This window comes from Cohnella rhizosphaerae (assembly GCF_029525575.1).
In the GTDB taxonomy this organism is placed as follows: domain Bacteria; phylum Bacillota; class Bacilli; order Paenibacillales; family Paenibacillaceae; genus Cohnella; species Cohnella rhizosphaerae.
This window is the reverse complement of the sequence record NZ_JAPDIA010000008.1, coordinates 1,528,456-1,551,918: the sequence shown is the minus strand read 5'-3', so window position 1 is coordinate 1,551,918 and position 23,463 is coordinate 1,528,456. Positions and strand designations below refer to the sequence as shown.

20 protein-coding genes and 6 pseudogenes are annotated in these 23,463 nt (G+C 59.4%); 22 read left to right on the top strand and 4 right to left on the bottom strand.

What is annotated here, in order from left to right; translation table 11 throughout:
• Window positions 1-361: 361 nt before the first annotated feature.
• The 3 genes and pseudogenes from metG to OMP40_RS30915 all read left to right on the top strand — a co-directional run bounded on the left by metG (window position 362) and on the right by OMP40_RS30915 (window position 5,870).
• The gene (metG, locus tag OMP40_RS30925; protein ID WP_277537022.1) at window positions 362-2,386 is read left to right on the top strand and encodes a methionine--tRNA ligase; all 2,025 of its coding nucleotides are present in this window, start codon (window positions 362-364) and stop codon (window positions 2,384-2,386) included.
• Window positions 2,387-2,502: 116 nt separating this feature from the next.
• The gene (locus OMP40_RS30920) at window positions 2,503-5,106 is read left to right on the top strand and encodes a CHASE3 domain-containing protein (RefSeq protein WP_277537020.1); all 2,604 of its coding nucleotides are present in this window, start codon (window positions 2,503-2,505) and stop codon (window positions 5,104-5,106) included.
• A gap of 52 nt (window positions 5,107-5,158) precedes the next feature.
• Window positions 5,159-5,870: pseudogene (locus OMP40_RS30915) on the top strand (cytochrome c biogenesis CcdA family protein).
• A 19-nt stretch (window positions 5,871-5,889) separates the two neighbouring features.
• On the opposite strand, the gene splB reads toward OMP40_RS30915, so the two are convergent.
• Window positions 5,890-6,957, bottom strand: a complete 1,068-nt coding sequence (splB, locus tag OMP40_RS30910) for a spore photoproduct lyase (RefSeq protein WP_277537018.1) — start codon at window positions 6,955-6,957, stop codon at window positions 5,890-5,892.
• 166 nt (window positions 6,958-7,123) lie between these two features.
• On the opposite strand from splB, the gene mntR reads away from it, so the two are divergent.
• Together mntR and OMP40_RS42525 are read left to right on the top strand one after the other, a co-directional pair.
• Window positions 7,124-7,546: a transcriptional regulator MntR gene (mntR, locus tag OMP40_RS30905; protein WP_277537016.1), complete on the top strand. Its 423-nt coding sequence runs from the start codon at window positions 7,124-7,126 to the stop codon at window positions 7,544-7,546.
• 162 nt (window positions 7,547-7,708) lie between these two features.
• Window positions 7,709-8,627, top strand: a pseudogene (locus OMP40_RS42525) (patatin-like phospholipase family protein).
• 183 nt (window positions 8,628-8,810) lie between these two features.
• Here the strand turns inward: OMP40_RS42525 and OMP40_RS30895 are convergent.
• Entirely contained in the window at window positions 8,811-9,137 is a 327-nt protein-coding gene (locus tag OMP40_RS30895) for an SdpI family protein (RefSeq protein WP_277537015.1), read from the bottom strand.
• A gap of 26 nt (window positions 9,138-9,163) precedes the next feature.
• Window positions 9,164-10,112, bottom strand: a pseudogene (locus OMP40_RS30890) (DUF1385 domain-containing protein).
• A gap of 328 nt (window positions 10,113-10,440) precedes the next feature.
• Here OMP40_RS30890 and OMP40_RS30885 point away from each other — a divergent pair.
• The 14 genes and pseudogenes from OMP40_RS30885 to spoIIIAG all read left to right on the top strand — a co-directional run bounded on the left by OMP40_RS30885 (window position 10,441) and on the right by spoIIIAG (window position 20,445).
• Window positions 10,441-10,827, top strand: coding sequence for a YqhR family membrane protein (locus OMP40_RS30885; protein ID WP_277537013.1), 387 nt, complete (start codon window positions 10,441-10,443; stop codon window positions 10,825-10,827).
• 101 nt (window positions 10,828-10,928) lie between these two features.
• Window positions 10,929-11,378, top strand: a complete 450-nt coding sequence (gene aroQ, locus OMP40_RS30880; RefSeq protein WP_277537011.1) for a type II 3-dehydroquinate dehydratase — start codon at window positions 10,929-10,931, stop codon at window positions 11,376-11,378.
• 29 nt (window positions 11,379-11,407) lie between these two features.
• A complete protein-coding gene (locus OMP40_RS30875; protein WP_277537009.1) occupies window positions 11,408-12,487 on the top strand; it encodes a M24 family metallopeptidase in 1,080 nt (359 codons plus the stop codon).
• Between the two features lie 32 nt (window positions 12,488-12,519).
• The gene (gene efp, locus OMP40_RS30870) at window positions 12,520-13,077 is read left to right on the top strand and encodes an elongation factor P (RefSeq protein WP_277537007.1); all 558 of its coding nucleotides are present in this window, start codon (window positions 12,520-12,522) and stop codon (window positions 13,075-13,077) included.
• Between the two features lie 103 nt (window positions 13,078-13,180).
• Window positions 13,181-14,453, top strand: a pseudogene (locus OMP40_RS30865) (aspartate kinase).
• A 175-nt stretch (window positions 14,454-14,628) separates the two neighbouring features.
• Complete coding sequence (locus tag OMP40_RS30860) at window positions 14,629-15,006, top strand: hypothetical protein (RefSeq protein WP_277537006.1); 378 nt, start codon at window positions 14,629-14,631, stop codon at window positions 15,004-15,006.
• Between the two features lie 149 nt (window positions 15,007-15,155).
• Window positions 15,156-15,419 carry a YqhV family protein gene (locus OMP40_RS30855; RefSeq protein WP_378119216.1) on the top strand — a complete coding sequence of 88 codons (264 nt, stop codon included), beginning with the start codon at window positions 15,156-15,158 and terminating at the stop codon, window positions 15,417-15,419.
• 124 nt (window positions 15,420-15,543) lie between these two features.
• Window positions 15,544-16,578, top strand: a complete 1,035-nt coding sequence (gene spoIIIAA, locus OMP40_RS30850; protein ID WP_277537005.1) for a stage III sporulation protein AA — start codon at window positions 15,544-15,546, stop codon at window positions 16,576-16,578.
• Window positions 16,571-17,089 carry a stage III sporulation protein SpoIIIAB gene (gene spoIIIAB / locus OMP40_RS30845; RefSeq protein WP_277537003.1) on the top strand — a complete coding sequence of 173 codons (519 nt, stop codon included), beginning with the start codon at window positions 16,571-16,573 and terminating at the stop codon, window positions 17,087-17,089. The genes spoIIIAA and spoIIIAB overlap by 8 nt, the downstream gene beginning before the upstream one ends.
• Before the next feature lie 15 nt (window positions 17,090-17,104).
• A complete protein-coding gene (gene spoIIIAC, locus OMP40_RS30840; RefSeq protein WP_090113099.1) occupies window positions 17,105-17,308 on the top strand; it encodes a stage III sporulation protein AC in 204 nt (67 codons plus the stop codon).
• 10 nt (window positions 17,309-17,318) lie between these two features.
• Window positions 17,319-17,720: a stage III sporulation protein AD gene (spoIIIAD, locus tag OMP40_RS30835; RefSeq protein WP_277536999.1), complete on the top strand. Its 402-nt coding sequence runs from the start codon at window positions 17,319-17,321 to the stop codon at window positions 17,718-17,720.
• A gap of 59 nt (window positions 17,721-17,779) precedes the next feature.
• Window positions 17,780-19,031 (top strand): annotated as a pseudogene (gene spoIIIAE / locus OMP40_RS30830) (stage III sporulation protein AE).
• 37 nt (window positions 19,032-19,068) lie between these two features.
• Entirely contained in the window at window positions 19,069-19,773 is a 705-nt protein-coding gene (locus OMP40_RS30825; RefSeq protein WP_277538140.1) for a stage III sporulation protein AF, read from the top strand.
• An 18-nt stretch (window positions 19,774-19,791) separates the two neighbouring features.
• Entirely contained in the window at window positions 19,792-20,445 is a 654-nt protein-coding gene (gene spoIIIAG, locus OMP40_RS30820; RefSeq protein WP_277536997.1) for a stage III sporulation protein AG, read from the top strand.
• Between the two features lie 108 nt (window positions 20,446-20,553).
• Here the strand turns inward: spoIIIAG and OMP40_RS40680 are convergent, their stop codons facing one another.
• The gene (locus OMP40_RS40680) at window positions 20,554-20,778 is read right to left on the bottom strand and encodes a hypothetical protein (RefSeq protein ID WP_338131281.1); all 225 of its coding nucleotides are present in this window, start codon (window positions 20,776-20,778) and stop codon (window positions 20,554-20,556) included.
• A gap of 31 nt (window positions 20,779-20,809) precedes the next feature.
• Between OMP40_RS40680 and OMP40_RS30810 the strand changes: the two genes are divergently transcribed.
• The 3 genes and pseudogenes from OMP40_RS30810 (at window position 20,810) to accC (ending at window position 23,423) form a co-directional block, all read left to right on the top strand.
• Window positions 20,810-21,262 carry a SpoIIIAH-like family protein gene (locus tag OMP40_RS30810; protein ID WP_338131280.1) on the top strand — a complete coding sequence of 151 codons (453 nt, stop codon included), beginning with the start codon at window positions 20,810-20,812 and terminating at the stop codon, window positions 21,260-21,262.
• A 250-nt stretch (window positions 21,263-21,512) separates the two neighbouring features.
• Window positions 21,513-21,995, top strand: a complete 483-nt coding sequence (gene accB / locus OMP40_RS30805; protein ID WP_277536996.1) for an acetyl-CoA carboxylase biotin carboxyl carrier protein — start codon at window positions 21,513-21,515, stop codon at window positions 21,993-21,995.
• Between the two features lie 59 nt (window positions 21,996-22,054).
• A pseudogene (accC, locus tag OMP40_RS30800) lies at window positions 22,055-23,423 on the top strand (acetyl-CoA carboxylase biotin carboxylase subunit).
• The last annotated feature ends 40 nt before the right edge of the window (window positions 23,424-23,463 follow it).

Here is a 23,463-nt window from a genome sequence, read left to right as displayed (position 1 = left end):
TGGCCAACACAACCGTATACCGATCCGATGAAGCGATGAGTACAAAGTTCGCGATCTATCTCAGAGAGCCGGGGACGCTGCGAGCCGGCATAGATCGACTTTGGAAGATGGTCCTGGAGGATTCGTGCTCGAGCGCCGCTGCCGCCGCAGGCCGTCGACGAGAGCATGACGCGCGTTCCGGCGTTAACGGAGCTGCCGGTCCGAAGACGACCGGCGCGAATGAGCCTTCGCGGCGCGCAAGCGGCGGAGGGAATTTGGGTGGTACCACGTGAGCGCAGACTCTCGTCCCATGACGGACGGGAGTCTTTTTTGCGTTTTCCGGCCGAGATCTGCGCCACAATCCCTACAGGAGCTGAAGAAGATGAACGAAGCGGGCAAAACCTTTTATATTACGACGCCGATCTACTACCCGAGCGACAAGCTGCATATCGGGCATGCCTACACGACCGTCGCCGGCGACGCTATTTCCCGATACAAGCGCCTCCGCGGCTTCGAGGTGCGGTATTTGACCGGCACGGACGAGCACGGCCAGAAAATCGAACGCAAGGCGCAGGACGCGGGCAAGACGCCGCAGCAATTCGTCGACGACATCGTCGTGGGCATCAAGGAGCTGTGGAAAAAGCTCGAGATATCGAACGACGACTTCATCCGGACGACCGAGCCGCGCCATACGCGGGTCGTGGAGGACATTTTCGAGAAGCTGCTGGCTAAGGGCGACATTTATAAAGGGGAGTACGAAGGCTGGTACAGCATCCCCGACGAGACGTTTTACACCGAGACGCAGTTGGTCGACGTCGTCAAGGACGAACAGGGCAACGTTATCGGCGGCAAAAGCCCCGACAGCGGACACCCCGTGGAGCTGGTCAAGGAAGAATCCTACTTTTTCAAAATGAGCAACTACGTGGATCGGCTGCTCGCGCATTACGAGGCGCATCCCGACTTCATCCAGCCCGAGTCGCGCAAGACCGAGATGATCAACAACTTCATCAAGCCGGGTCTCGAGGATCTGGCGGTGTCCCGGACGACCTACAATTGGGGCATTCCGGTCCGCTCCGATCCGAAGCATGTCATCTACGTCTGGATCGACGCGCTCTGCAACTATATTACGGCGCTCGGCTACGGCACGCCTGACGACGCGCTCATGGGCAAGTTCTGGCCGGCGGACGTGCATCTGATGAGCAAGGAGATCGTTCGCTTCCATACGATCTACTGGCCGATCATGCTGATGGCGCTCGAACTGCCGCTGCCGAAAAAGGTGTTCGCGCACGGCTGGCTGCTCATGAAGGACGGCAAAATGTCCAAGTCCAAGGGCAACGTGGTGGACCCGGTCAAGCTGATCGACCGCTACGGTCTCGATCCCGTCCGCTACTACCTGCTGCGCGAGGTGCCGTTTGGCTCCGACGGCACGTTCACGCCCGAGAACTTCGCGGAGCGACTGAACTACGACCTGGCCAACGATCTGGGCAATCTGCTCAGCCGCACCGTCGCCATGATCGGCAAGTACTTCGACGGCGTCGTGCCGGAGGCTGCCGGCTCGACGGCGTTCGACGCGGACCTGGAATCCGCGGCGGCGGCGGCGGTGCGCAAGACCGAGGAAGCGGTCGAAGCGATGGAATTTTCCGTGGCGCTTACGGCGATTTGGACGCTCGTCAGCCGGACGAACAAGTATATCGACGAGACGCAGCCGTGGGTGCTCGCCAAGGACGAGGCCGACCGCGGCGCATTGGCTTCGGTCATGGCCCATTTGGCGGAGAGCCTGCGCATCGTATCAATCATGCTGCAGCCGTTCATGACGCATGCGCCGGCCCGCATATGGGCCCAGCTCGGCATCGCCGAGGGCCGGGCGACCGCTTGGGACAGCATCGGCGCTTGGAGCTCGCTCGCGACCGGCGCGAAGGTGGAAAAGGGCGATGCGTTGTTCCCGCGGCTCGACCTCGAAAGCGAGGTCGCCTGGATCGTGGACATGATGGGCGGCGGCGCCAAAACGGAAGCGACGCAGGAAAAGCAGACGTCAAGCGCGCCTGCCGATGGCGGGCGAGAGGAGCCGAAGCGCGACGCCAAGGAAGAAATATCCATCGACGACTTCGCCAAGATCGAGCTGCGCGTCGCGCAAGTCACCGCTTGCGAGCCGATCCCCAAGGCCGACAAGCTGCTGAAGCTTCAGCTCGACCTCGGCGGCGAATCGCGTCAGGTCGTATCCGGCATCGCCCAGCACTACAAGCCCGACGAGCTTGTCGGCGCAAAGGTCATCTGCGTCGCCAACCTGAAGCCGGTCAAGCTGCGCGGCGAGTGGTCCCACGGCATGATTCTGGCGGCGTCGGAGGGCGGACGATTAACGCTCGCGTCCGTGCCGGAAGACATGCCTAACGGCGCGCTGGTCAAATAATATCGGATAAAAAAACCTGCGAATTCCCGCATTTCGCAGGTTTTTTTGTTTTAAATGGACGTTAGTTTCAGGTATAGTAGTACTAATAGATTAGCGGCATCGAGGAGGAGCAATTCGTGTACAGCGTCCCGGAGCGAAGGAGAAAAATATCCATTCGGACCAAGATTCTGTTCGGCAACGTTATCGTGATGGTCTTTTTGGGCATCGCGATCGTCGCCCTGACCGTACGGATCGCGTCCTTGCAAAATGAAGTGGAATTCATCAGCACGCATGACATCCAGGTGCACGAGACGGTCGACCAGATTCAAAAAGACGTGCTGGACATGGAGACCGGGATGAGAGGGTATGTCATCAGCGGCGACGAAGCCTACCTGGAGCCTTACAACACGGGCAAGGCCAGGTGGGAAGCGGATCTGAACGCCTTGTCGGCGCTCGTCATCGACAATCCCGCGCAGCTGCGCAACCTGGACAGCATCAAATCGAACATTCAGTCCTGGACGGATACGGCGAGCGAGAACGCGATCGGGTTCAAACGAAGCGGAGATACGGAGAGCCTCGACCGTTTTTTTCGGGAGAAAACAGGCAAGACGAAGACGGACGCGCTCCGGCAGCAACTGCAAAGCTTTAAGGATACGGAAATGAGCCTGACGAACCAGCGGGTGACGGATCTTAAACAAAGAAACGCCTCTTTGATCTTTTTCCTCTATCTTCTCTGGCTGTTCGTGGCCATCATCGCGATCGCCATCGCTTGGTTCATCTCCGGCTCCGTCATCAAGACGATCCGCAAGGTCAGTACGACGATCCGGCAGATCGCCTCGCAGGACGGGAATCTGGACAAACGGATCGAGATCAACACCCGGGACGAGATGATGGAACTTGGGGACTCGACCAATGCCCTGCTGGATTCGATCGAGCGCCAGAATCTCCGCAAGGACCAGATCGCGGAGATCGCCACGCTGCTTCAGGAGCAAAACGATATCAATGCCGTCGGCCGGCTGTTCATGAATCAGATGGTCCGCGTTTTCGATATTCCGTTCGGCGTCTTGTACGTTCGCGATCAGGCGAACCATCTCGTCAAAAACGCCGCATATGCGGAAGCATCCGAAAACTTCGGCCGCAAGGAGTTCCAGTTGGGCGAAGGGTTGGTCGGTCAATGCGCGGCAGGATCGCGTACGATGATCGTCAATCAGATTCCGGACGGGTACGTGAACATTCAATCCGGCATCGGCCAATCCGCGCCCAAACAGATCGTCCTGCTGCCGGTATCGTTCGAAAAATCCGTCGTCGGCGTGCTGGAGGTCGGCGCGTTCAAGCCTTTCAAAAAGGCGGATATCGAACTGCTCGAACAGCTCGCGGGCATGTTGGGCGTGACGATCCAGTCCGTGAAGAGCCGCATGGAGATGGAGCAGCTGTATACGGAGGCCCAAGCGGCGAACGAAGAGCTTCAGGTCCAATCCGAAGAGCTCAACGCCCAGTCGCTCGAGCTGCTTACGATGAACGACGAGCTTAAGCGCAGCTCCAACTTTAAAAGCGAATTTCTCGCGAACATGTCGCACGAGCTGCGTACGCCGCTCAACAGCATGCTGATCTTGTCCCAGATGCTGGCCGAGAACCGGCACGGCCATCTGAACGAGGACGATATCAGCTACGTCAATACCATCTACAGCGCCGGCAACGATCTGCTGAATCTGATCAACGATATCCTCGACCTGTCCAAGGTAGAGGCAGGCAAGCTCGACATCGAGATGGGCAACATCGTTCTGGCGGATCTGCAGCTCACGATCCAGAACAACTTCCAGGAAGTCGCCGCCAAGAAAAAACTGGACTTCGCCGTCCGGATCGCGCCGGAAACGCCGGCATGGCTCGAAACCGACGGATTCCGGCTTCAGCAGATCTTGAAAAACTTGCTGTCCAACGCATTTAAGTTTACCGAAGCCGGCAAAGTCGATCTGACGATCGGCGTCCAAGCGAACAATTCCTGGGGACAGCAGGAGGTCGCGTTCACCGTCACGGACACGGGCAGAGGCATCGCCAGAGACAAGCTGAGCCTGATCTTCGAGGCGTTCACCCAGGCGGACAGCGGGACGGCCCGCAAGTACGGGGGGACCGGTCTTGGACTAACCATCTCGTCTTCGCTCGCGAATATGCTCGGCGGACGAATCGAGGTCCAGAGCGAAGAAGGCAAGGGGAGCGAATTCACCTTGTATTTGCCGGCGCAGCGTTCGCTCGGCGAATTGGACGATGCGGTCGCATCGAGGCAGTTGGCGACTTCCGGCTCGTCGCTGTCCGCCGCCGATCCGGTGTCCATCGCCGTATCCGAGATGCCGCTGAGCACCGCGGAGCTGAAGGGACGCAACGTCCTGCTGGTCGACGACGACGCACGCAACCTGTTCGCGCTGTCCCATGTGCTCGAATCGCTCGAGATGACGTTCACGATCGCCCACGACGGCATCGAGTGTATGGAGCGGCTGCGCGTCGGCGACACTTACGATTGTATTCTGATGGACATTATGATGCCGGATATGGACGGCTTCCAGGCGATTCGCGAGATCCGCCATACGCTTCGGCTTCACACGCCGATCATCGCGGTAACGGCCAAGGCGATGAAGGAAGACCGGGACAAATGCCTGGAGGCCGGAGCGAACGCTTATATCAGCAAGCCGGTTCAGGTGCAGCAGCTCATATCCATCATGGTCGCTCAGATGAAGGTAGAAGCTTGAGGAGGTGGGGCCGGTTTTCCGGCCCCACCTTCATATCCGTAAGGAGGTACCTATGAGTCAGCTGAACATCGGAATCGCATTTGCGGGGGGACTCGCTTCGTTCATTTCTCCTTGCTGCCTTCCGTTATATCCGTCGTACTTGTCCTACATAACCGGTATATCGGTCACGCGCTTGAAGACCGAGTCCAGCAAAGAAATACGCGCCAAGACGATGGCGCACACGTTCTTTTTCATTTTGGGTTTTTCTGCCGTATTCTTTACCCTTAGCTACACGGCCAACACCTTTGCCTACACGTTTCGGGAATACCAAGACTTGATCCGTCAGATCTCGGCGATTTTGATCGTGCTGATGGGCTTGTTTTTGCTGGGCGTCTTTCAGCCGCAGTTGCTGCTCAAGGAGCGCAAGATGAACGTTGGCTGGCGTCCGGCCGGCTATATCGGCTCCTTTATTTTCGGAATCGGCTTTTCCGCCGGCTGGTCTCCGTGCGTAGGTCCGATTCTCACGGCGATATTGGCTTTGGCTGCCAGCGAGCCGGGGACTTGGGCAAGCATGACCGCGGCCTATTCGTTAGGATTCGGCGTACCTTTTTTCGTACTCGCTTTTTTTCATCGGATCGGCCAGATGGATCTTGAAATATTCCGACAAGCTGATGAAAATCGGCGGCGCGCTCATGATATTGATGGGCATTCTCCTGTTTACCGATCGCATGACCGAGATTACGATTTGGCTGAACCGGATTACGCCGGATTGGCTATTGTTCTAAGGTGCTTCTTGAAGTGCTTTTACGTGAAGTATTCGATTTTGGCGCTTGGAAAAGCTTCGAAGATGCGTTCGGTAATGAAAACGCGCAGCGCATCGGCCTGTTCGTCGGGATAAACGTATTTATGTTGACCCCAGCGTCCCCATTTCTTTTTCCGCTTCGCTTCGTCCATTTCAAGCTTTGTTTTGGGATAACGCTTTTCGATCGTCGTCTTGGCCGTTTTCGTAAAGCGGTGCTGGATCAGCTCGAAGGTCAAGTCCCGACCGGCATCGGACGGCAGCGCGGCCGCCAGGCGGTCCAGCAATTCGGCGTAGCCCTTTTCCCAGCCGTCGAACCATATGATCGGAGCGATAATGAAGCCCAGCGGGTAACCTGCGCTTGCGATTTTTCCGGCTGCCTCGATGCGTTCGGCGAACCGCGATGTGGCGGGCTCGAAGCTTCGGATGACATAATCGGCGTTAATGCTGAACCGAACGCGCGTATGGCCGCCATGCGCGATGCCGAGCAGGGAGTCGACGTGGTGGAATTTGGATACGAATCTCAATCGGCCGAGCGGCTGCTTGGCCATAAAGGCGATCGTCTCGGCGAGGGAGCCGGTAATATGCTCGAGACCGAGCGGATCCGAGGTACAAGCCGCTTCGAAGCGCGTGATTTCGGGATTGCGTGCGTCGATATAAGCCTTGGCGGCAGCCAGGATCTCCTCGATATTGACATATACGCGAATGTACGGCTTCGCGCCGAGCGTCGTTTGCAGGTAGCAATAATGGCAGTGTCCCATGCAGCCCGTCGCAAGCGGTATGGCATACTCGGCCGAAGGCTTCGACGTATCGAATTTAAGCGTTTTGCGCAGGCCGACGACAAGCGTTCTTTTCGCGATTTTGTATTGCTCCGTCTCGGTCTCTCCGGGAAGATTCGTGATCCGGTTGTGCGAAGTGGTCATCCTGTGGGGAATGCCTTCCCGCAGCGCCCAATCGCGAATTCGAATGCCCATCGGATAGTTGAGCGCCTCGGGCTCGAAGAAGACGAGCTCGGGTACGAACGGCTTGGTCGATACGGATTTGCGCGTAAGTTCGGTGACGCCTACGCTCATCGTTCACTCGCCCCCTTTGTTTCTGTAGTATGCTTCGGCCGAAGACGGCGGACACGGCTTAACTTTTGGATATCGATCCGTTCAGGTTAAAGCGGTAGCTTGCCCTCGTCGAACGCGCGTTGTATGATACAAAGAGTTATTAACCGTCGGGAAAGGGGACAGTTCGGTGCCGACGCCAAGCATGGAAGATTATCTCGAACGCATTTACAGGCTGATCGACGAGAAGGGATACGCCCGCGTATCCGATATCGCCGAAGGACTTGAAGTGCACCCCTCGTCCGTGACCAAGATGATTCAGAAGCTGGACAAGGATCAATATTTGATTTACGAAAAGTACAGAGGGTTGATCCTCACGAGCAAAGGGAAAAAAATCGGAAAGCGGCTCGTCGACCGGCATCATTTGCTCGAATCCTTCCTGAGCGTGATCGGCGTGCAGCATGAAAATATTTACCGCGACGTGGAAGGAATCGAGCATCATTTGAGTTGGGATTCCATTACCTGCATCGAAACGCTGGTCGAATATTTTAATCGTGACGATGCGCGCCGCTCGGAATTGATGCGCATCCGCGCCGAATTGGATACGGAATAAGGGGGAGAGGACGCGTACGCGTCCTCTTTTGCTTGCCGGTCGAAAACAGGAGGGATCACATCGAGGAATCGTACGCAGCTTCGGGTCTGCGCTTCAGTAAGGCCGCATAAGCTTGCAGTAATCGGCTTATATGCGGACGGAGGCAGCCTCATGAACCTGAAGATGATCAATGCGGTTTTCGAAGGCGGCGGGGTCAAGGGGATCTCGCTCGCGGGCGCCGTGCGGGCTGCGGAGCTGAACGGTTACGGCTTCCATCAAGTGGCCGGCACTTCCGCCGGAAGCATCGTGGCTGCGCTGATCGCAGCCGGGTACAATGCGTCGGAAATGAAAGCGATCATCGATGGCACGCCGTTCTCGGATTTTTTGAAGCGGGCGCCTGTTTTTAACGTCAAACTGATCGGCCCGGCCGCTCGCCTGCTGATTTTTAAAGGTCTGTACAGCGGCGACGCGCTCGAAGCTTGGGCCGAGAAGCTGCTGGCGGCACGCGGGATAAGGACGTTCGGAGACCTGCCTCCGGGCCGTCTGCGCATCGTCGCTTCGGATATTACGAACGGCAAACTGCTCGTTTTGCCGGACGACATCGCCGATTACGGGATGAATCCACGGGAACTGGGCGTGGCTCAGGCGATTCGCATGAGCGTGAGCATTCCTTATTTTTTCGATCCGGTCATCGTGCGCGGCCCATCCGCTTACCGGCCTTTCAAACGCGCCAAGCGACATGAAAAAAAGCCTGATCGCGCACGGTTCCTATGTCGTTGACGGCGGGCTGCTCAGCAATTTTCCGTTATGGTTGTTCGAAGAGCCCGAGGCAAAGGGACCGCTGCTGCCCGTGGTCGGATTTCAAATGGTCGGCAGGCCGAATCCGAAAGGACACCGGATCACCGGTCCGTTCACGATGTTCTATGCCATGTTCGAAACGATGCTGAGCGCCCACGACGAGCGTTATATCGAAAAAAACAATCGCGTGCGGACGATTAAAATTCCGACGCTCGGCGTACGTACGACGGATTTTCATTTGTCCGAAGCGCAAAGCGAGAGCTTGTATACGTCGGGTTTAAGCGCGGGTACCGCGTTTTTTTAATCTGTACGATTACAGAACCGGAATGTGCCCCCCCGACCTGCCGGGCATACGTCCGAATCCGAACCCTGCGCCAAGTCCGGCCAAAGTTCGATTCGGGTATGCCAAGCCCATCGAGCATCCAAATAAAAAAGGATTGAGGCGGTAGCCTCAATCCTTTTGCGCGTCGGACGCCGGAGCGTTTCTTTAATGATAGGTCGGCGGCTCGTCGTCGCGTCCTTTGCTGCCTTCGATGACCCGGAAAGGCGAGGGACCGCGTCGCGGTTTGGCTCCGGCATCCTTGGCCTGCTGACGCTTTTTGCTTTGCGCGGCCGCGCGCTGGTAATCGGACCGGGCCGTACCGCCGCGAGCCCAGCGATTCGGCGGGAATTTGTACAAGATCCAGACGATCGCGACGAGAACGACGGGGATGATAAGCGCCTGGCCGCCGTTCAGGATAGAGGACGCGATCCCGATGGCGATGAGCGCCAGAAATACGGCGAACCAAGTTGGCATTCGGTTGCGTTTGCGCATGGAGCGTCCCTCCCGTTGCATTTGATTTATACGGGCCGTATCTCCCGGTCGAGCTCCCGCATGCGATTAAACGATGCGATCGATACCGCGACCTGGTCGTCGTTCGGTTCCTTGGTGGTCAGCAGTTGAAGCCACAGCCCGGGATAACCGAGGATGCGCAGCCCCGGAATGTCGCGAGCCGCGTTCGTCCAGCGAAGCACCTCGTAAGAGATGCCGATGACGACCGGAAGCAGGGCGATCCGGATCCATACGCGCTCCCATATCGTATCCCAATGGAAGATCGGGAACGAGTACAGGATAACGCCGACGATGACCGTAAACACGAGAAAGCTGCTGCCGCAGCGATAGTGCAGGCGAGTGAAGCGTTGAACGTTTTCGACCGTCAGTTCGACGCCGGCTTCGTAAGCGCTGATCACCTTGTGCTCGGCGCCGTGATACTGGAACAGTCGCTTGATCAACGGCGTCTTGGAAATAAACCAGAGATAAAAGAGCAAAAGCGCGATCTTGATGACGCCTTCCAACAGGTTATGCAGGATCATGCTGTTAAATACGTTTTCGAACAGAAAGCCTTCGAGCAGCGCAGGCACGGTCGTAAAGACGAGCTTGCCGAAAACGAACGACAAAACGCCTACGACGGCCACGCCGAGCACCATGGACAGGCTCCATTTTTCTTTTTCCTTCGGCTTCTCCGCCGCGTCCGGCTGCGTCTCGTCTTCCGCGTACGCCTCGGCCGAGAAGTTCAAGTGCTGCGAGCCTTTGGCCGAAGACTCGACGATGCCGACGATGCCACGGATAAAAGGAATCCGCTTCAGCACCGCGAGCGCCCGGCTCTGCTGCTGTTTGCGGGGGGACTTCGAAAAATGCGATCTCCTGATTCTTGCGCCGCACCGCGGTCACGTGGACGTTCCGTCCGGCGAACATGACGCCTTCGATCACGGCTTGTCCTCCGTATATGGAGGTCGGTTGTTCTGCCAAACCATTCACCATCTCTCGACGAATCTCTTGAAGCTGGAAGCTTCGGGTACCCTCTTATTTTACAGGATAAGGGCGAGCAAAGCTACAGCCTCCGGCCGCGCGGCGATTAGCGCACGCGCACGCGGCCCATACTATGCCGATCGGGGGGATATTCGGAAAGGGTGAATCGAAAAGATGGAACAAACGGAAAACAAAAGCGCTTCGACGGGAAAAACGAAGTACCCTGCGGTCTATTGCTTGACGCTCGGCCTGTTCGCCGGTCTCATCTGGGGCTCGCTACGGTGGCTGTCGGTCGCGTTGAACCTCACCAAAGTGCCGCAAGCCTTTTTTGATCGATCCCTTCATGAAGCGGGAGCGCCTGGATACGGTCGGCTGGCACTGCGTCGGGCTGGCGCTGTTTGTCGTCATGTCGATCGTCGCCGCATATTTATACTGGCTCATATTGGGCAAGCTTCGCGGTCCTTGGCCGGGTTTGTTTTACGGCGCAGTTTGGTGGGTGCTGCTCTTTTTCTGGATCGGGCCTGCGACCGGCGCCATTCCCGCTTACAAAGAGATCGGTCTTGGCAGCATGTTTACGGAATGCGCAGTCTACGTGCTATGGGGGCTCTTTATCGGATATTCGTTCGCCTTCGAATTTCACAACGAATCCGCGCGCGAGCCGAAGCAGGCGAACGGGCAGGAAAACGGCCGCGCCGGCGATCCGGAGCCTGCGTGAACGAGTGCTTATCGCTGGGCGAGGCGTATAGCACCGCCGTGGATCGTTATGTTACAATGACTGATGAATTTATAGCGGAAATCAAGGAAGGAGTGCCGGAATTGCCCAGTATCCTGGTTCTGAACGGACCGAACCTGAACATGCTCGGCGTCAGAGAGCCGGGCGTGTACGGGACCGCCACGCTGCCCGAGATCGAGCGGAACCTGACGGAGACCGCCGAGCGCGAAGGCGCTTCTCTTTTCTTTTATCAATCGAATCACGAGGGCGGGCTGCTGGACGAGATGCATGCCGCGTTCGGCCGGCACGACGGCATTTTGATCAATCCCGGCGCCTATACGCATACGAGCATCGCGCTTCGCGACGGCATCGCAGCCGTCGGACTGCCTACCGTCGAAGTTCACTTGTCGAACATCCATAAGCGCGAGTCTTTCCGGCATACGTCGATGCTCGCGCCGGTGTGCGTCGGCCAGATCGCCGGTTTCGGCGCATACGGCTACGAGCTTGGCCTGCTTGCGCTGCTGCGTCACTTGCGGCAGCCGGCTCGCTCGTAAATGGCAAGCAGAGAAAGGAGACGCGATCGATGACCGAAGCTAGAATCGCAAGATTGAGAGGCGAGATGGCGGGACTCGGCGGCGACGCCATGCTGGTGACCAGCGGACACAACCGGCGATATTTGACGGGGTTCACGGGCACGGCGGGCGTCGTGCTGGTGACGGCCAAGGCCGCCGTGCTGTTCACCGATTTCCGCTATACGGAGCAAGCGAACGTCCAAGCCTCCGGCGTCGAAGTCGCGGAGCATCCGCCGGCGGGCTATTATGATCGCGTCGCGGAGCGGTTGCGCGAAGCGGGCGTCCGGCGTCTGCTATTCGAGGACGCTACGGTGAGCTATGCCGCCTATGCGCTTCTTAAGGAGCGGCTGGCGCCGGTTGAACTCGTGCCTGCCGGCAAGGCGCTCGAGAAGCTTCGGGCCGTCAAGGATGAGGCGGAGCTTGCCGTCCTCCAAGAGGCCGCGGATATCGCCGACCGGACCTTTTCGCATATTCTCGGTTTTCTGAAGCCCGGCGCGAAAGAGTCGGACATCGCGCTGGAGATGGAGTTTTATATGAGGAAGCTCGGCGCCTCGGGCACGTCGTTCGATACGATCGTCGCTTCGGGCGAGCGCTCCGCGATGCCGCACGGGGTGGCGAGCGACCGGGTGATCGGGCCAGGCGAATTCGTCACGCTGGATTTTGGCGCATCCTACAAAGGCTACTGCTCGGACTTGACCCGCACGGTCGTCGTCGGTCCGGCGACGGACCGTCACAAGGAGATCTACGGCATCGTGCTCGAAGCCCAACTGCACGCGCTCGCGCATCTGAAGCCGGGATTGACCGGACGGGAAGGCGACGCCTTGACGAGAGATATCATCACGCGGTATGGTTATGGAGATCAATACGGCCATAGCACCGGTCACGGGATCGGTCTCGATATTCACGAGGAGCCGCGGCTCAGCTATTCGGCGCCGGATACGATTTTACTCCCGGGTCATGTCGTCACGGTCGAGCCGGGTATTTACGTACCGGGCTTCGGCGGCGTACGGATCGAAGACGACGTCGTTCTGACGGATGACGGGATTAAAATACTTACGCGTTCCCCGAAGGAACTGATCGTTCTGGAATAGGGAGCCACGTTCCTACAGGAGGGAATTTAGCAGTGATTTCCGTTAACGATTTTAAGACAGGCCTTACCATTGAAGTGGACAACGATCTGTGCACCGTTATCGACTTCCAGCACGTCAAGCCGGGCAAAGGCGCCGCGTTCGTACGCTCCAAGCTGAAGAATCTGCGCAACGGCAACGTCATCGAAAAAACGTTCCGTGCCGGCGAGAACGTCGTTCGCGCCCATATCGAGAACCGCGCCGTGCAGTACCTGTACAACTCCGGCAGCGAGTACACGTTCATGGACAACGAGACCTACGACCAGTTCAACCTGGACAAGAAGCAGCTCGAGTGGGAAGTCAACTTCCTGAAGGAAAACATGACGGTTAACATCACGAGCTACCAGGGCGAGATTCTCGGCATCAACCTGCCGAACAACGTCGACCTGAAGGTCGTGGAGACCGAGCCGGGCATCAAGGGCAATACGGCGACCGGCGCCACGAAGAACGCGAAGCTCGAGACCGGGCTCAACGTTCAAGTGCCGCTTTTCATTAACGAGGGCGACGTGCTCCTCATCAATACGACCGAAGGCAAATATATTTCCCGCGCCTAAGCTTCGTCGAATCCTCCGCGTCCTTCCAGGGCCCGGAGGATTTTTTTTTCGTTTCTGGGCCGTCGGCCTTATGCTATAATATATTGCTGTATGCAATGTGAAGATGAGGAGTGGAACCGCGTTGTCCTTAATCGTGATGAAATTCGGCGGCAGCTCCGTCGGGACCACGGAGCGGATGCAGCGCGTGGCCCGGCGGATTATCGACAAAAAGCTGCAGGGCCATCGCGTCGTCGTCGTCGTGTCCGCCATGGGCGATACGACCGACGATCTGATCGACAAGTCCAAGGAATTAACCGACAATCCCCCCGGCACGGGAGATGGATATGCTGCTGACGACCGGCGAGCAGATCTCCGTCGCGCTGCTCGCGATGACGATTCATAAACTCGGCCACGATGCCAAGTCGTTCACGGGCTGGCAAGCCGGCATCGTGACGGAAGCGATGCACGGAAAGGCAAGAATATCCGACATTACGCCGACCCGACTGCTGGCGGCGCTGGACGGCGGCGCGATTGCGATCGTCGCCGGCTTCCAGGGCATGACCGAAGACGGCGAGATTACGACGCTCGGCCGCGGCGGCTCCGATACGACGGCTGTCGCGCTCGCGGCCGCGATCAAAGCGGACGTGTGCGAAATATACACCGACGTGGACGGCATCTATTCGACCGATCCCCGCGTCGTGAAAAACGCGCGCAAGCTGGACGTCATTTCGTACGACGAGATGCTCGAGCTTGCCCATCTTGGCGCAGCGGTGCTGCACCCCCGCGCGGTCGAATATGCGAAGCACTACAACGTTCGTCTCGTGGTGCGTTCGAGCTTTACCCAGAATGAAGGAACGCTCGTGAGGGAGGAAGCGGCAATGGAACAAGGCGTCGTCGTAAGCGGCATCGCTTTTGATAAAAATGTAGCCCGCATCAGTATCGTCGGGGTGGCGGATATTCCGGGGGTATTGGCGAAAATTTTCGGCGCGCTCGCCGAAGAGTCGATCGACGTCGACATCATCGTACAAAGCGGCATTTCGAACGGCAAGGCGGACTTTTCCTTTACCGTATCATTGGCCGACCGGGCGCGCGCGCTCGGCGTGATCGAGCGCGTTCGCGGCGAAGTTCCTTACGACGAGGCGACCTTCGAAGAAAACCTCGTCAAAGTGTCCATCGTCGGCGCCGGCATGGTATCGAATCCAGGCGTCGCCGCCAAAATGTTCGACGTGATCTCGCGAGCCGGCGTAAGCATCAAGATGGTCAGCACGTCCGAGATCAAATGCTCCTGCGTCATCGCGGCCGAGCCGCTGCAAGAAGTCGTTCGCGCGCTTCATACCGCATACGGACTGGATACGGCGGACGCGGCGTTCGTCGGCGGGCCTCAAGATCGGCGCTAATACGGTTGTCAAGCATCTTTTAACGTTTTAAGTTTATATTGGATATTTCTAGCGCTTTTGCTAAGTTTATTTTAGCAAAGGTCCCTGCCTCCTTCCGACCCTATGGAGGTCATACCTGTCGAATTACAAGTATTTTTGTCGTCGGCGGTATATCGATCCTAAGGAGGAAGAACAAATGAACGAGCAGGTATTGGACGCCATTTTGGTAGAGTTGAAGGGAATGTCCCAGCGGTTTGACGGCATCGACAGTCGGCTGGATGGAATGGATCGACGATTCGATGCCATCGACCAGCGATTGGACGGCATCGATCAACGGCTGGAGGGCATGGATCGGCGATTCGATGTCATCGAAACGACGCTGAACCAAGTGGCGACCGCCGTCATAGACACGAACGAGCGCTTGACGAAGGTCATGGACGTTCAGGAGGAGCAAGCCATCGCCATCGATTCGCTTCAGACCGAGCAGTCAAGGCAAGGAAAGGCGATCGAAGCGCTCGCGTTCCGCGTGCTGGAGCACGATACAGAGATCAGAGCGTTAAAAAGAGCAAAGTAACCGAACGTTTAGCAGGCTCGTCCGATACCGGACGGGTCTTTTTTTTTGCGAATCTCTTATATTTCCATCATCTTGGCAAGTTGTCCGACTTCGTCGCATAGCGTATACCACGGCCATGATTCGAGTTGGCGAAAGGAGGTGAGAGCGGCTTGGATAAATCCGTATTCAGCATGGCGCTGCTCCGGATTTTGTCCGGAAGCATCGAATTGACGGCCGCATTGGTCATGCTGAAGCTCAACGACGTCACCAAGGCGCTAAGCGTGAACGCCATGCTGGCGCTGGTCGGTCCGCTGATTTTGATCTCCACGACGACGATCGGTCTGGTCGGCATGTCGGACAAGCTTTCTCCCGTCAAACTCGTCTGGATCGGCGCAGGCGTCGCATGCTTGCTGATCGGCATTCTCAAGAAATAAGCGGCTTGAACGTTCCAATCTATCAACGGAAAAAAGAGACTTCCCACGCATAAAAGAGAAGCGTCCAAGCATATGCATGAAGAGAGAAGGACAACTTGTGCAAGACGGAAAGGGGGGAGGAAGCTTGTCGCTGCCGTTGCTGGAATTGTTCCCGGCCGGTCTGCGCGGACGGCTCGAAAAGCTGCCGCAGACGCTGCTGCTGTCGCTCGAGGAGATTCGCGTCAGGGAAGGCCGGCCGCTCGAGATCGGCTTCGGGGGCGGCTCGGCATTCGTTTGTCCGCAAGGGAAAGCCGTGACGGACAGCGCGGACGCCTACCGCCCGACCCGCGAAGATTGCAGGGCATTGCTGGAACGCGTAACGAATCACTCGCTGTACGCGGTTGAGGAGGAGCTGAGGCGCGGCTACGTAACCGTCGCCGGCGGCCACCGGATCGGCCTGGCGGGCCGCACGGTGCTCGAGGGCGGACATGTTCGCCATCTGCGGGACGTCGCGAGCTTCAATATTCGGATCGCGAGGGCGCGAACCGGCTGCGCGGCGAGCCTGCTGCCCGAGCTGCTGGACCCGGTCGCGCGCACCGTCAAGCATACATTGATCGTATCCGCGCCGCAGCAGGGCAAGACGACGCTGCTTCGAGATCTGGCCCGCGCGATCAGCGCCGGGCAGTGGTATCACCCACAGGCGCAGCGCTGGGGCGGTCGCAAGGTCGGCGTCGTGGACGAGCGCTCGGAGATCGCGGCCTGCGACCGCGGCGTGCCCGCGTTCGACCTCGGTCCGCGCACCGACGTGCTCGACGCCTGTCCGAAGGCCGAAGGGCTCATGATGCTCGTTCGCTCGATGTCGCCCGAGGTCGTCGTGGCCGACGAGATCGGCCGGCCGGAGGACGCTTACGCGCTCAAGGAGGCGCTTCATGCCGGCGTACGTGTCGTAGCGACCGCGCACGCCCTTGATTTGCGCGACGTCTTCGCCAGGCCCGTGCTGGCGGAGCTCGCCTCCGAAGGCATGTTCGGCGCCTACGTCCTGCTGTCCCGCTCGGGCGGCGTCGTGAGGCATCGCGTCGTAGGCGCCGACGAGGCGGAGGCGGAGGCGCGCAAGTCGTCGGGCTGCCGGTCCGTGCCGGTCATCCGGTCGCCGAACGCGGACGGGGTGCGCCATGCTTAAGCTGGCTGGCGCTGCGCTCGTCCTGTTCGCGGGCACGATGATCGGCTTCATGCAGGCCGCGAAGTTCGCGCAGCGGCCGCGGCAGATCAGGCAGCTGATCCATGCGCTTCAGCGGCTGGACACCGAGATCGGCTACGGCCAAACGCCGCTGCCGGAGGCGCTGGCCCGGATTGCGGCCGCGCTGACGGCGCCCGTGTCGACCTTGTTCGCCGAGGCGTCGGCGAAGCTTGCTTCAGGCAACGGAGAGACGGTGTCGGTCTGCTGGGAGCAAGCGTTCAAGGCTGGCTGGCAAGCTACCTCGATGCGCCCGCCGGAGCGGGATACGATGCTGCGGCTCGGCGAGACGCTCGGCGGAAGCGGGGCGGAAGATCAGTTGAAGCACCTGAAACTGGCGATGCATCAGCTTCAGGCGGAAGAACAGGCGGCGCGCGACGACCAGCAGAAATACGAGAAGCTGTGCCGAAGTTTGGGAGTGCTCACGGCCGCCCTGGTCGTCATTCTCATGATGTAGTAGGGGGCCGTAATCATGAATATCGACGTGAGCACGATTTTCCAGATCGCGGGCATCGGGATCATCGTCGCGATGATTCATACCGTGCTGAAGCAGATGAACAAGGAAGACATGGCGCACTGGGTCACGGTCATCGGATTCGTCGTCGTACTGTTCATGGTCGTCCGGCTGCTGAACGATCTGTTCCAGGAGATCAAGACGATCTTCCTGTTCCAATAGGCGGTCGCTTATGGATATTTTGCAGATCGTCGGGATCGGGTTGTTGACGGCCGTTCTGATCCTCGTCATTCGCGAACAGAAGCCGATGTTCGCCTTTCTGCTGGCAACCTTTTTCGGCATCGCGGTGTTTCTCGCGCTGATCGGCAAGATCGGCGGCGTCGTCTCGATGATCGAGGAGCTTGCCGACCGTTCGGGCATCCAGTCCGTGTACCTCAAGACGATGCTCAAGATCATCGGCATTGCTTACATCGCCGAGTTCGGCGCCCAGATCGTCCGCGACGCGGGCCTCGACAGCATCGCTTCGAAGATCGAATTCGCGGGGAAAATGCTGATCCTCGTCATGGCGGTGCCGATCATCAGCATCATCATCGAGACGGTGCTCGGACTGCTGCCGGCGGGGGGAGGAGCCTAGAGATGAGTCGACCCGGACTGCTCGAGCGACGGACGGGGTGGCTCCCGTTCGCGCTGCTCATGTGCGCGCTGCTGCTCTCGTTCTGGCCGCGCCCGGCCGCAGCGGCGGGAGACGCCGATCGCCGCGGTGCGGAAGGCGCGCCCCGGACGGAGGCCGTCATCGCGCCGGATCCGGACGGTACGTACGGCACTTACGGCACCGAACCGGGAAGGCTTTCCGGCGAGCTGGCCGAATCGCAGGCAGAGGATCTCAGCTTGGGGCAGATCGAGCAGTTTTGGAACAAGCTCAAAAACGACTACGGCGGCTTTTTTCCGGAAGGCGAAGCGCCTTCGCTGAAGGCGCTCATGTTCCCGAAGGAAGGCGAAGGCTGGAGCGTCAAAGACGTGCTGCTCGCGCTGGCGCGTTTTTTCCTCCACGAGGTGTTGTACAGCGGCAAGCTGATCGTCACGATCGTCCTGCTGGCCATCTTCACGATGCTTCTGGAGACGATGCAGAGCGCTTTCGAGCGTCAGGCCGTCAGCCAGGTCGCCTATGCCGTCGCGTATATGGTCCTGCTGATCATCGCAGTGAACAGCTTTCGCACGGGAGCCGGCTACGCGGCGGACGCGATCGCCGGAATGGTTCAGTTCATGCTGGCGATGGTGCCGCTGCTGCTAACGCTGCTCGCCAGTACAGGCGGCGTGACGACGGTCGCCGTCCTGCATCCGGTCATCGTGTTCATGGTTCATTCGATCGGCACCGTTATCCATCTGGTCGTGTTTCCGCTCTTGTTTTTCTCGGCGGTCCTGCATCTGGCCAGCACGGTATCGGAGCGTTTCAAGGTAACGCAGTTGGCCAATCTGCTTCGCACGGCAGCCGTCGGCCTTCTCGGCGCGATGCTCACCTTGTTTCTCGGCGTGCTGTCCATTCAGGGCGCCACCGGGGCGATCGCGGACGGCGTCGCGCTCCGGACGGCGAAGTTCGTCACGGGGAACTTCGTACCGGTCGTCGGACGCATGTTTTCCGACGCAAGCCGATACCGTGCTATCGGCAAGCTTGTTGGTCAAAAACGCGGTGGGCCTCGCGGGCGTCGTCATCCTGATCTTCTTGTGCGCCTTCCCGGCGGTCAAAATATTGACGCTGGCATTGATTTACCGGTTGTCCGCGGCGGTGCTCCAGCCGCTCGGCGACACGCCGATCGTGCAGTGCCTCCAGGTTATCGGTAAAACGCTCGTATACGTTTTCGCCGCGCTCGCTTCGGTCGGCCTGATGTTTTTCCTGGCGGTGACGATCGTGCTCACGGCGGGCAATGCGTCCATTCTGATGAGATGAGCCGGACGGCGGTTCGGAAGGGAGGGCGAGCGTCTTGATGGAAGCGCTCGGCGGCTGGCTCCGCCAGGTCGTGGCCGCTGTGCTGTTGGCCGCGCTGATCGATCTGCTGCTTCCGAACCGGACGATGCAGCGCTACGTGCGGCTCGTGGCCGGACTGTTCATTTTGCTGACGCTGGCAGGACCGCTGCTCTCCTGGATCAAGGGAGACATGGAAGCCAAGCTCACAGCCGGCATCGAATGGGCGGAGCGGGAGCCGGCAGGCGGCGATGACGGCAGCCAGCTCGAAGCCATCTTGGCTGAAGCGAAGCGGATCGGAGCGGGCAGGGACGAACAAGCGGCCAAGCTTGCCGTCGCGGGTCTCGAGGCCGGGATCAAGACGGTCGTTGAACAAGAGGAAGGCGTCGTAGTCGAGGCGGTCGAAGTAACGGCGACTCCGGCTGCGGACGGCGCCTTGACGGTGGAGCGCGTTAAGGTTCGGCTCGCCGATTCCAACACCGTCATTGCGGCGGAAAGCGACGAGCCGATCGCCGAAGTGGATCCCGTCTCCCCGGTCGTCGTCGACATCGATATCGGTGCGGATACCGACAAGGGCGAAGGCGGCGACCGGGCGGTACCCGCGGCAGCGCAGAACGCTGCGGGTCAAGCGGACGACGGTCGCGAAGGGCGAATCGCCGCGCTTGTGGCCGGACGGTTCGGAATCGGCACATCCAAAGTCGACGTATACGGCGCTTCGGGCGGATGACGGGAGGGAGCGGAAAATATGGCCAAGTGGCTTCACAAGCTGGAAACCTATATCGGAGGCGGGCCGGGCGGACCGAAGCGGGTGAAAACGTTTCGCTGGCTCATCTTGATCGGGCTTGTCGGCGCCGCGCTTATTCTGGCTTCCTCGTTCATCAAAATGAAGCCCGTGACGCCGCCGGACGGAGACGGCGCCGTACCGCCGGGTGACGGAGAGAAGCAGGCGCAGCAGGAGACGTTTCTCGGCGCGGGGGAAGGCAAGGACGACCCCTTCGCGGAGATCGAGACCCAGCTCGATCTCCGGCTCAAGGAAATGCTGGAGAAAATCGCCGGCGTCGGCACGGCCGACGTCATGGTGACGGTCGATTCGACGGAGGAGACGGTCGTACAGCTTAATGAAAAGAAAACCCAGCAAATTACCGACGAAACGGACAAAAACGGCGCAAAGCGACATATCACCGAAGTCACGCAGGACGGACAGGTCGTACTGTACGAGGTGTCGGGCGGCAAATCGCCCATCGTCGTCAAAAAGATCAAGCCGCGGCTGAGGGGCGTGCTGATCGTCGCCAAAGGGGCGGGGAACGCGACCGTCCGCCGAATGATCTCGGAGGCGGTCGCCTCGGGCCTGGACGTGCCGATCCATCGCGTATCGGTCATGCCGCGCACGGCCGAGTAAAAGAGAATGCCGGGCAATTCCATTTCCCAATTCGCAGGAGGTTAAATCCAAATGAACAACAAACGGCAAACGATCTGGCTCGTCTCGATGCTCTCGCTCATGGTCATCCTATCCGCCTATTATCTGTTCACGGAAGACGTCACGCAGCCCGACCGCACGGCGCAGGAGCAGCAGATCGGCACGGACGCGACCGGCGTGACCGGCGAGGCGGCGGACGACGGCATCGAGATCACTTCCGTCGACGGCGCCGGGGGGGCTGAGCGACGAAGGCGCCGCAGCCGCGGGCGGCAGCGACAAGTCGGCTTCGACGGACGGCGGTTCGGCGCCGAGCAAGGATGCGGCCGCCTCGACGGGAGCGCCGGCAGTGGCGGACAAGGGAGCCGCCGCTTCTCCGGAGGCGGGCAAAGACGGCCAATCCGGGGTGTCGCCCGCGGATCAGGAAGTATTGAAGGGCATGAACAATCTTTCCGCACGCGAACAGTTCGACCAGATTCAGCTCGAGCGCGAACGGGCGGCCTCCAAGGCGTACGAAGATCTGGACAAGATCGTCGCCGACAGCTCCAAGACGCAGGAGGAAGCGGCCGCCGCGGTCGAAGAGCAAGGCCGCATCACCGCGACCGAAGAGCGCATCGCCAGCCTGCAGGACAAACTGGTGTCCGACTACGAGAACGCCGTCGTCAAGCAAGACGGCGACAAGTTCGAGATTATCGTGCAGGCGGACGCGCTCGACTCGAAGCAGGCGGTCAAGATCGTCAAGCTCGCGACCAAAGAGCTTAGCGTCAAGCCGGACGCCGTATCCGTGCAGTTTATCCAGTAATCCGAACGAAGCGCGCCGGGCAACCGGCCTGGAGCCGGCCGGCGGGCCGGCTCTTTCCATTTCTTTCGATTATGTTATAATGAGTCCGTTATGGGTACGTACAGGCTTTGCTATTCATACGAAGATCGAACCGGGCCGTACCGCGGCCGAGTATGGACGGCGGCTTGCCTTAATTGCCCTTTGAACGAGGGCGGCGAGGCCGCTTGGATTTCATACGGCAAATGAGACAGCCAAGGAGCGTAGGGCGAATATGTTCAAACTTAGCGAAATCAAAGAATTAATCAAACTCGTGGATCAAACCACCGTGCACGAGCTCGAGATCGAAAACGAAGGCGCAAGACTGTCCATCCGCAAGCCGGGACGGACGGAGGTCGTGAACGTGCAGACCGCCGCGCCGGCCCACCATACATACGCACAGGCGGCGCCGGTTCCCGCAGCCGCCGCGCCGGCGCCGGCCGAAGCGCCGCAATCTGCCGGACGCGACTTGTCCGGTCTGCATCAGATCGTGTCGCCGATGGTCGGCACGTTCTACCGGGCGCCGTCGCCGGACGCGCCGTCGTTCGTGAACGAGGGCGACAAGGTCCACGACAAGACGGTCGTGTGCATCCTCGAAGCGATGAAGCTGATGAACCCTCTCGAAGCCGAAGTGAAGGGCGAGATCGTCGAAGTGCTGGCGCAGAACGGCCAGCTCGTCGAGTTCGGGCAGCCGCTGTTCCTCGTCAAACCGGAATAACGCGCGCTTTTTCCGGCCTCCTCCTCGGCGGCCGGAACTACGAAGGGGGGACCTGTGCTTTGAATATCCATAAGATTCTGGTGGCCAACCGGGGCGAGATCGCCGTGCGCATCATCCGCGCTTGCCGCGAGCTCGGCATCTCCACGGTGGCCGTATACTCCGAAGGAGACCGCGAGTCCCTTCACCTGAAGCTCGCGGACGAAGCCTACTGCATCGGTCCGATCGCTTCCAAGGACAGCTATCTGAATCTGACGAACATTATGAGCGTCGCCACGCTTACCGAATGCGACGCGATTCACCCGGGCTACGGGTTCCTTTCCGAAAACGCCGATTTCGCGGACATTTGCGAGACGTGCAATATTGTATTTATCGGACCTTCCGCCGAGGCGATTAGCCGGATGGGCGACAAGTCCGTCGCCAAGCAGACGATGAAGGACGCCGACGTGCCGGTCATTCCGGGCTCCGACGGGCTGGTCGAGGATATCGACGAAGCCGTTCGCGTCGCGAGGGAGATCGGGTATCCGGTCATCATCAAGGCGACGGCGGGGGGCGGCGGCCGCGGCATTCGCCTTGCCGACGACGAGGAGATGCTCGTTCGCGAGATCTCGACCGCTCAGCAGGAAGCGCAAAAAGCGTTCGGCAACTCCGGCGTCTATCTCGAGAAGTATTTGACGGGCATGAAGCATGTCGAGATCCAGATCATCGCCGACAAGCACGGCAACGTTTGCCATCTCGGCGAGCGCGATTGCTCCGTGCAGCGCCGGCGCCAGAAGCTGGTCGAAGAAGCGCCTTGCCCGGTCATGACCCCCCGAACTGCGCGAGCGCATGGGCCAAGCGGCCGTCCGCGCGGCGCGCGCCGTCAACTATTCGGGCGCGGGGACGATCGAGTTCCTGCTCGGCCCGGACGGCAACTTTTACTTCATGGAGATGAACACCCGGATCCAGGTCGAGCATCCCGTCACGGAGCTCATCACGGGCATCGACCTGATCAAGGAAATGATCTCGATTGCCGAAGGCCGCCCGCTCAGCTTCGCGCAAGAAGAGGTTCGCTTCGACGGCTGGAGCATCGAATGCCGCATCAACGCCGAAGATCCGGACCGCAACTTCATGCCTTCTCCGGGCAGGATCGGCTTCTACCTGCCGCCCGGCGGTCCCGGCGTGCGCGTCGATAGCGGCGCTTATCCCGGTTACATGATCTCTCCTCACTACGATTCGATGATCGCGAAGCTTATCGTATGGGGGCCGACGCGGGAAGAAGCGATCGCGAGAGCGCGCAGGGCGCTGGGCGAATTCATGATCGAAGGCGTCAAGACGACGATACCGTTCCATTTGAAGCTTTTGAATCATCCGGTTTTCAACAAAGGCACGTTCGATATCAAGTTCCTCGAGGAGTATGACGTCGACGCGCCTTACCGCGAAGAGGCATAGCGCCTTTGGCCGCCCGCGAGGCGGGGGGGAGTCAGGCTCC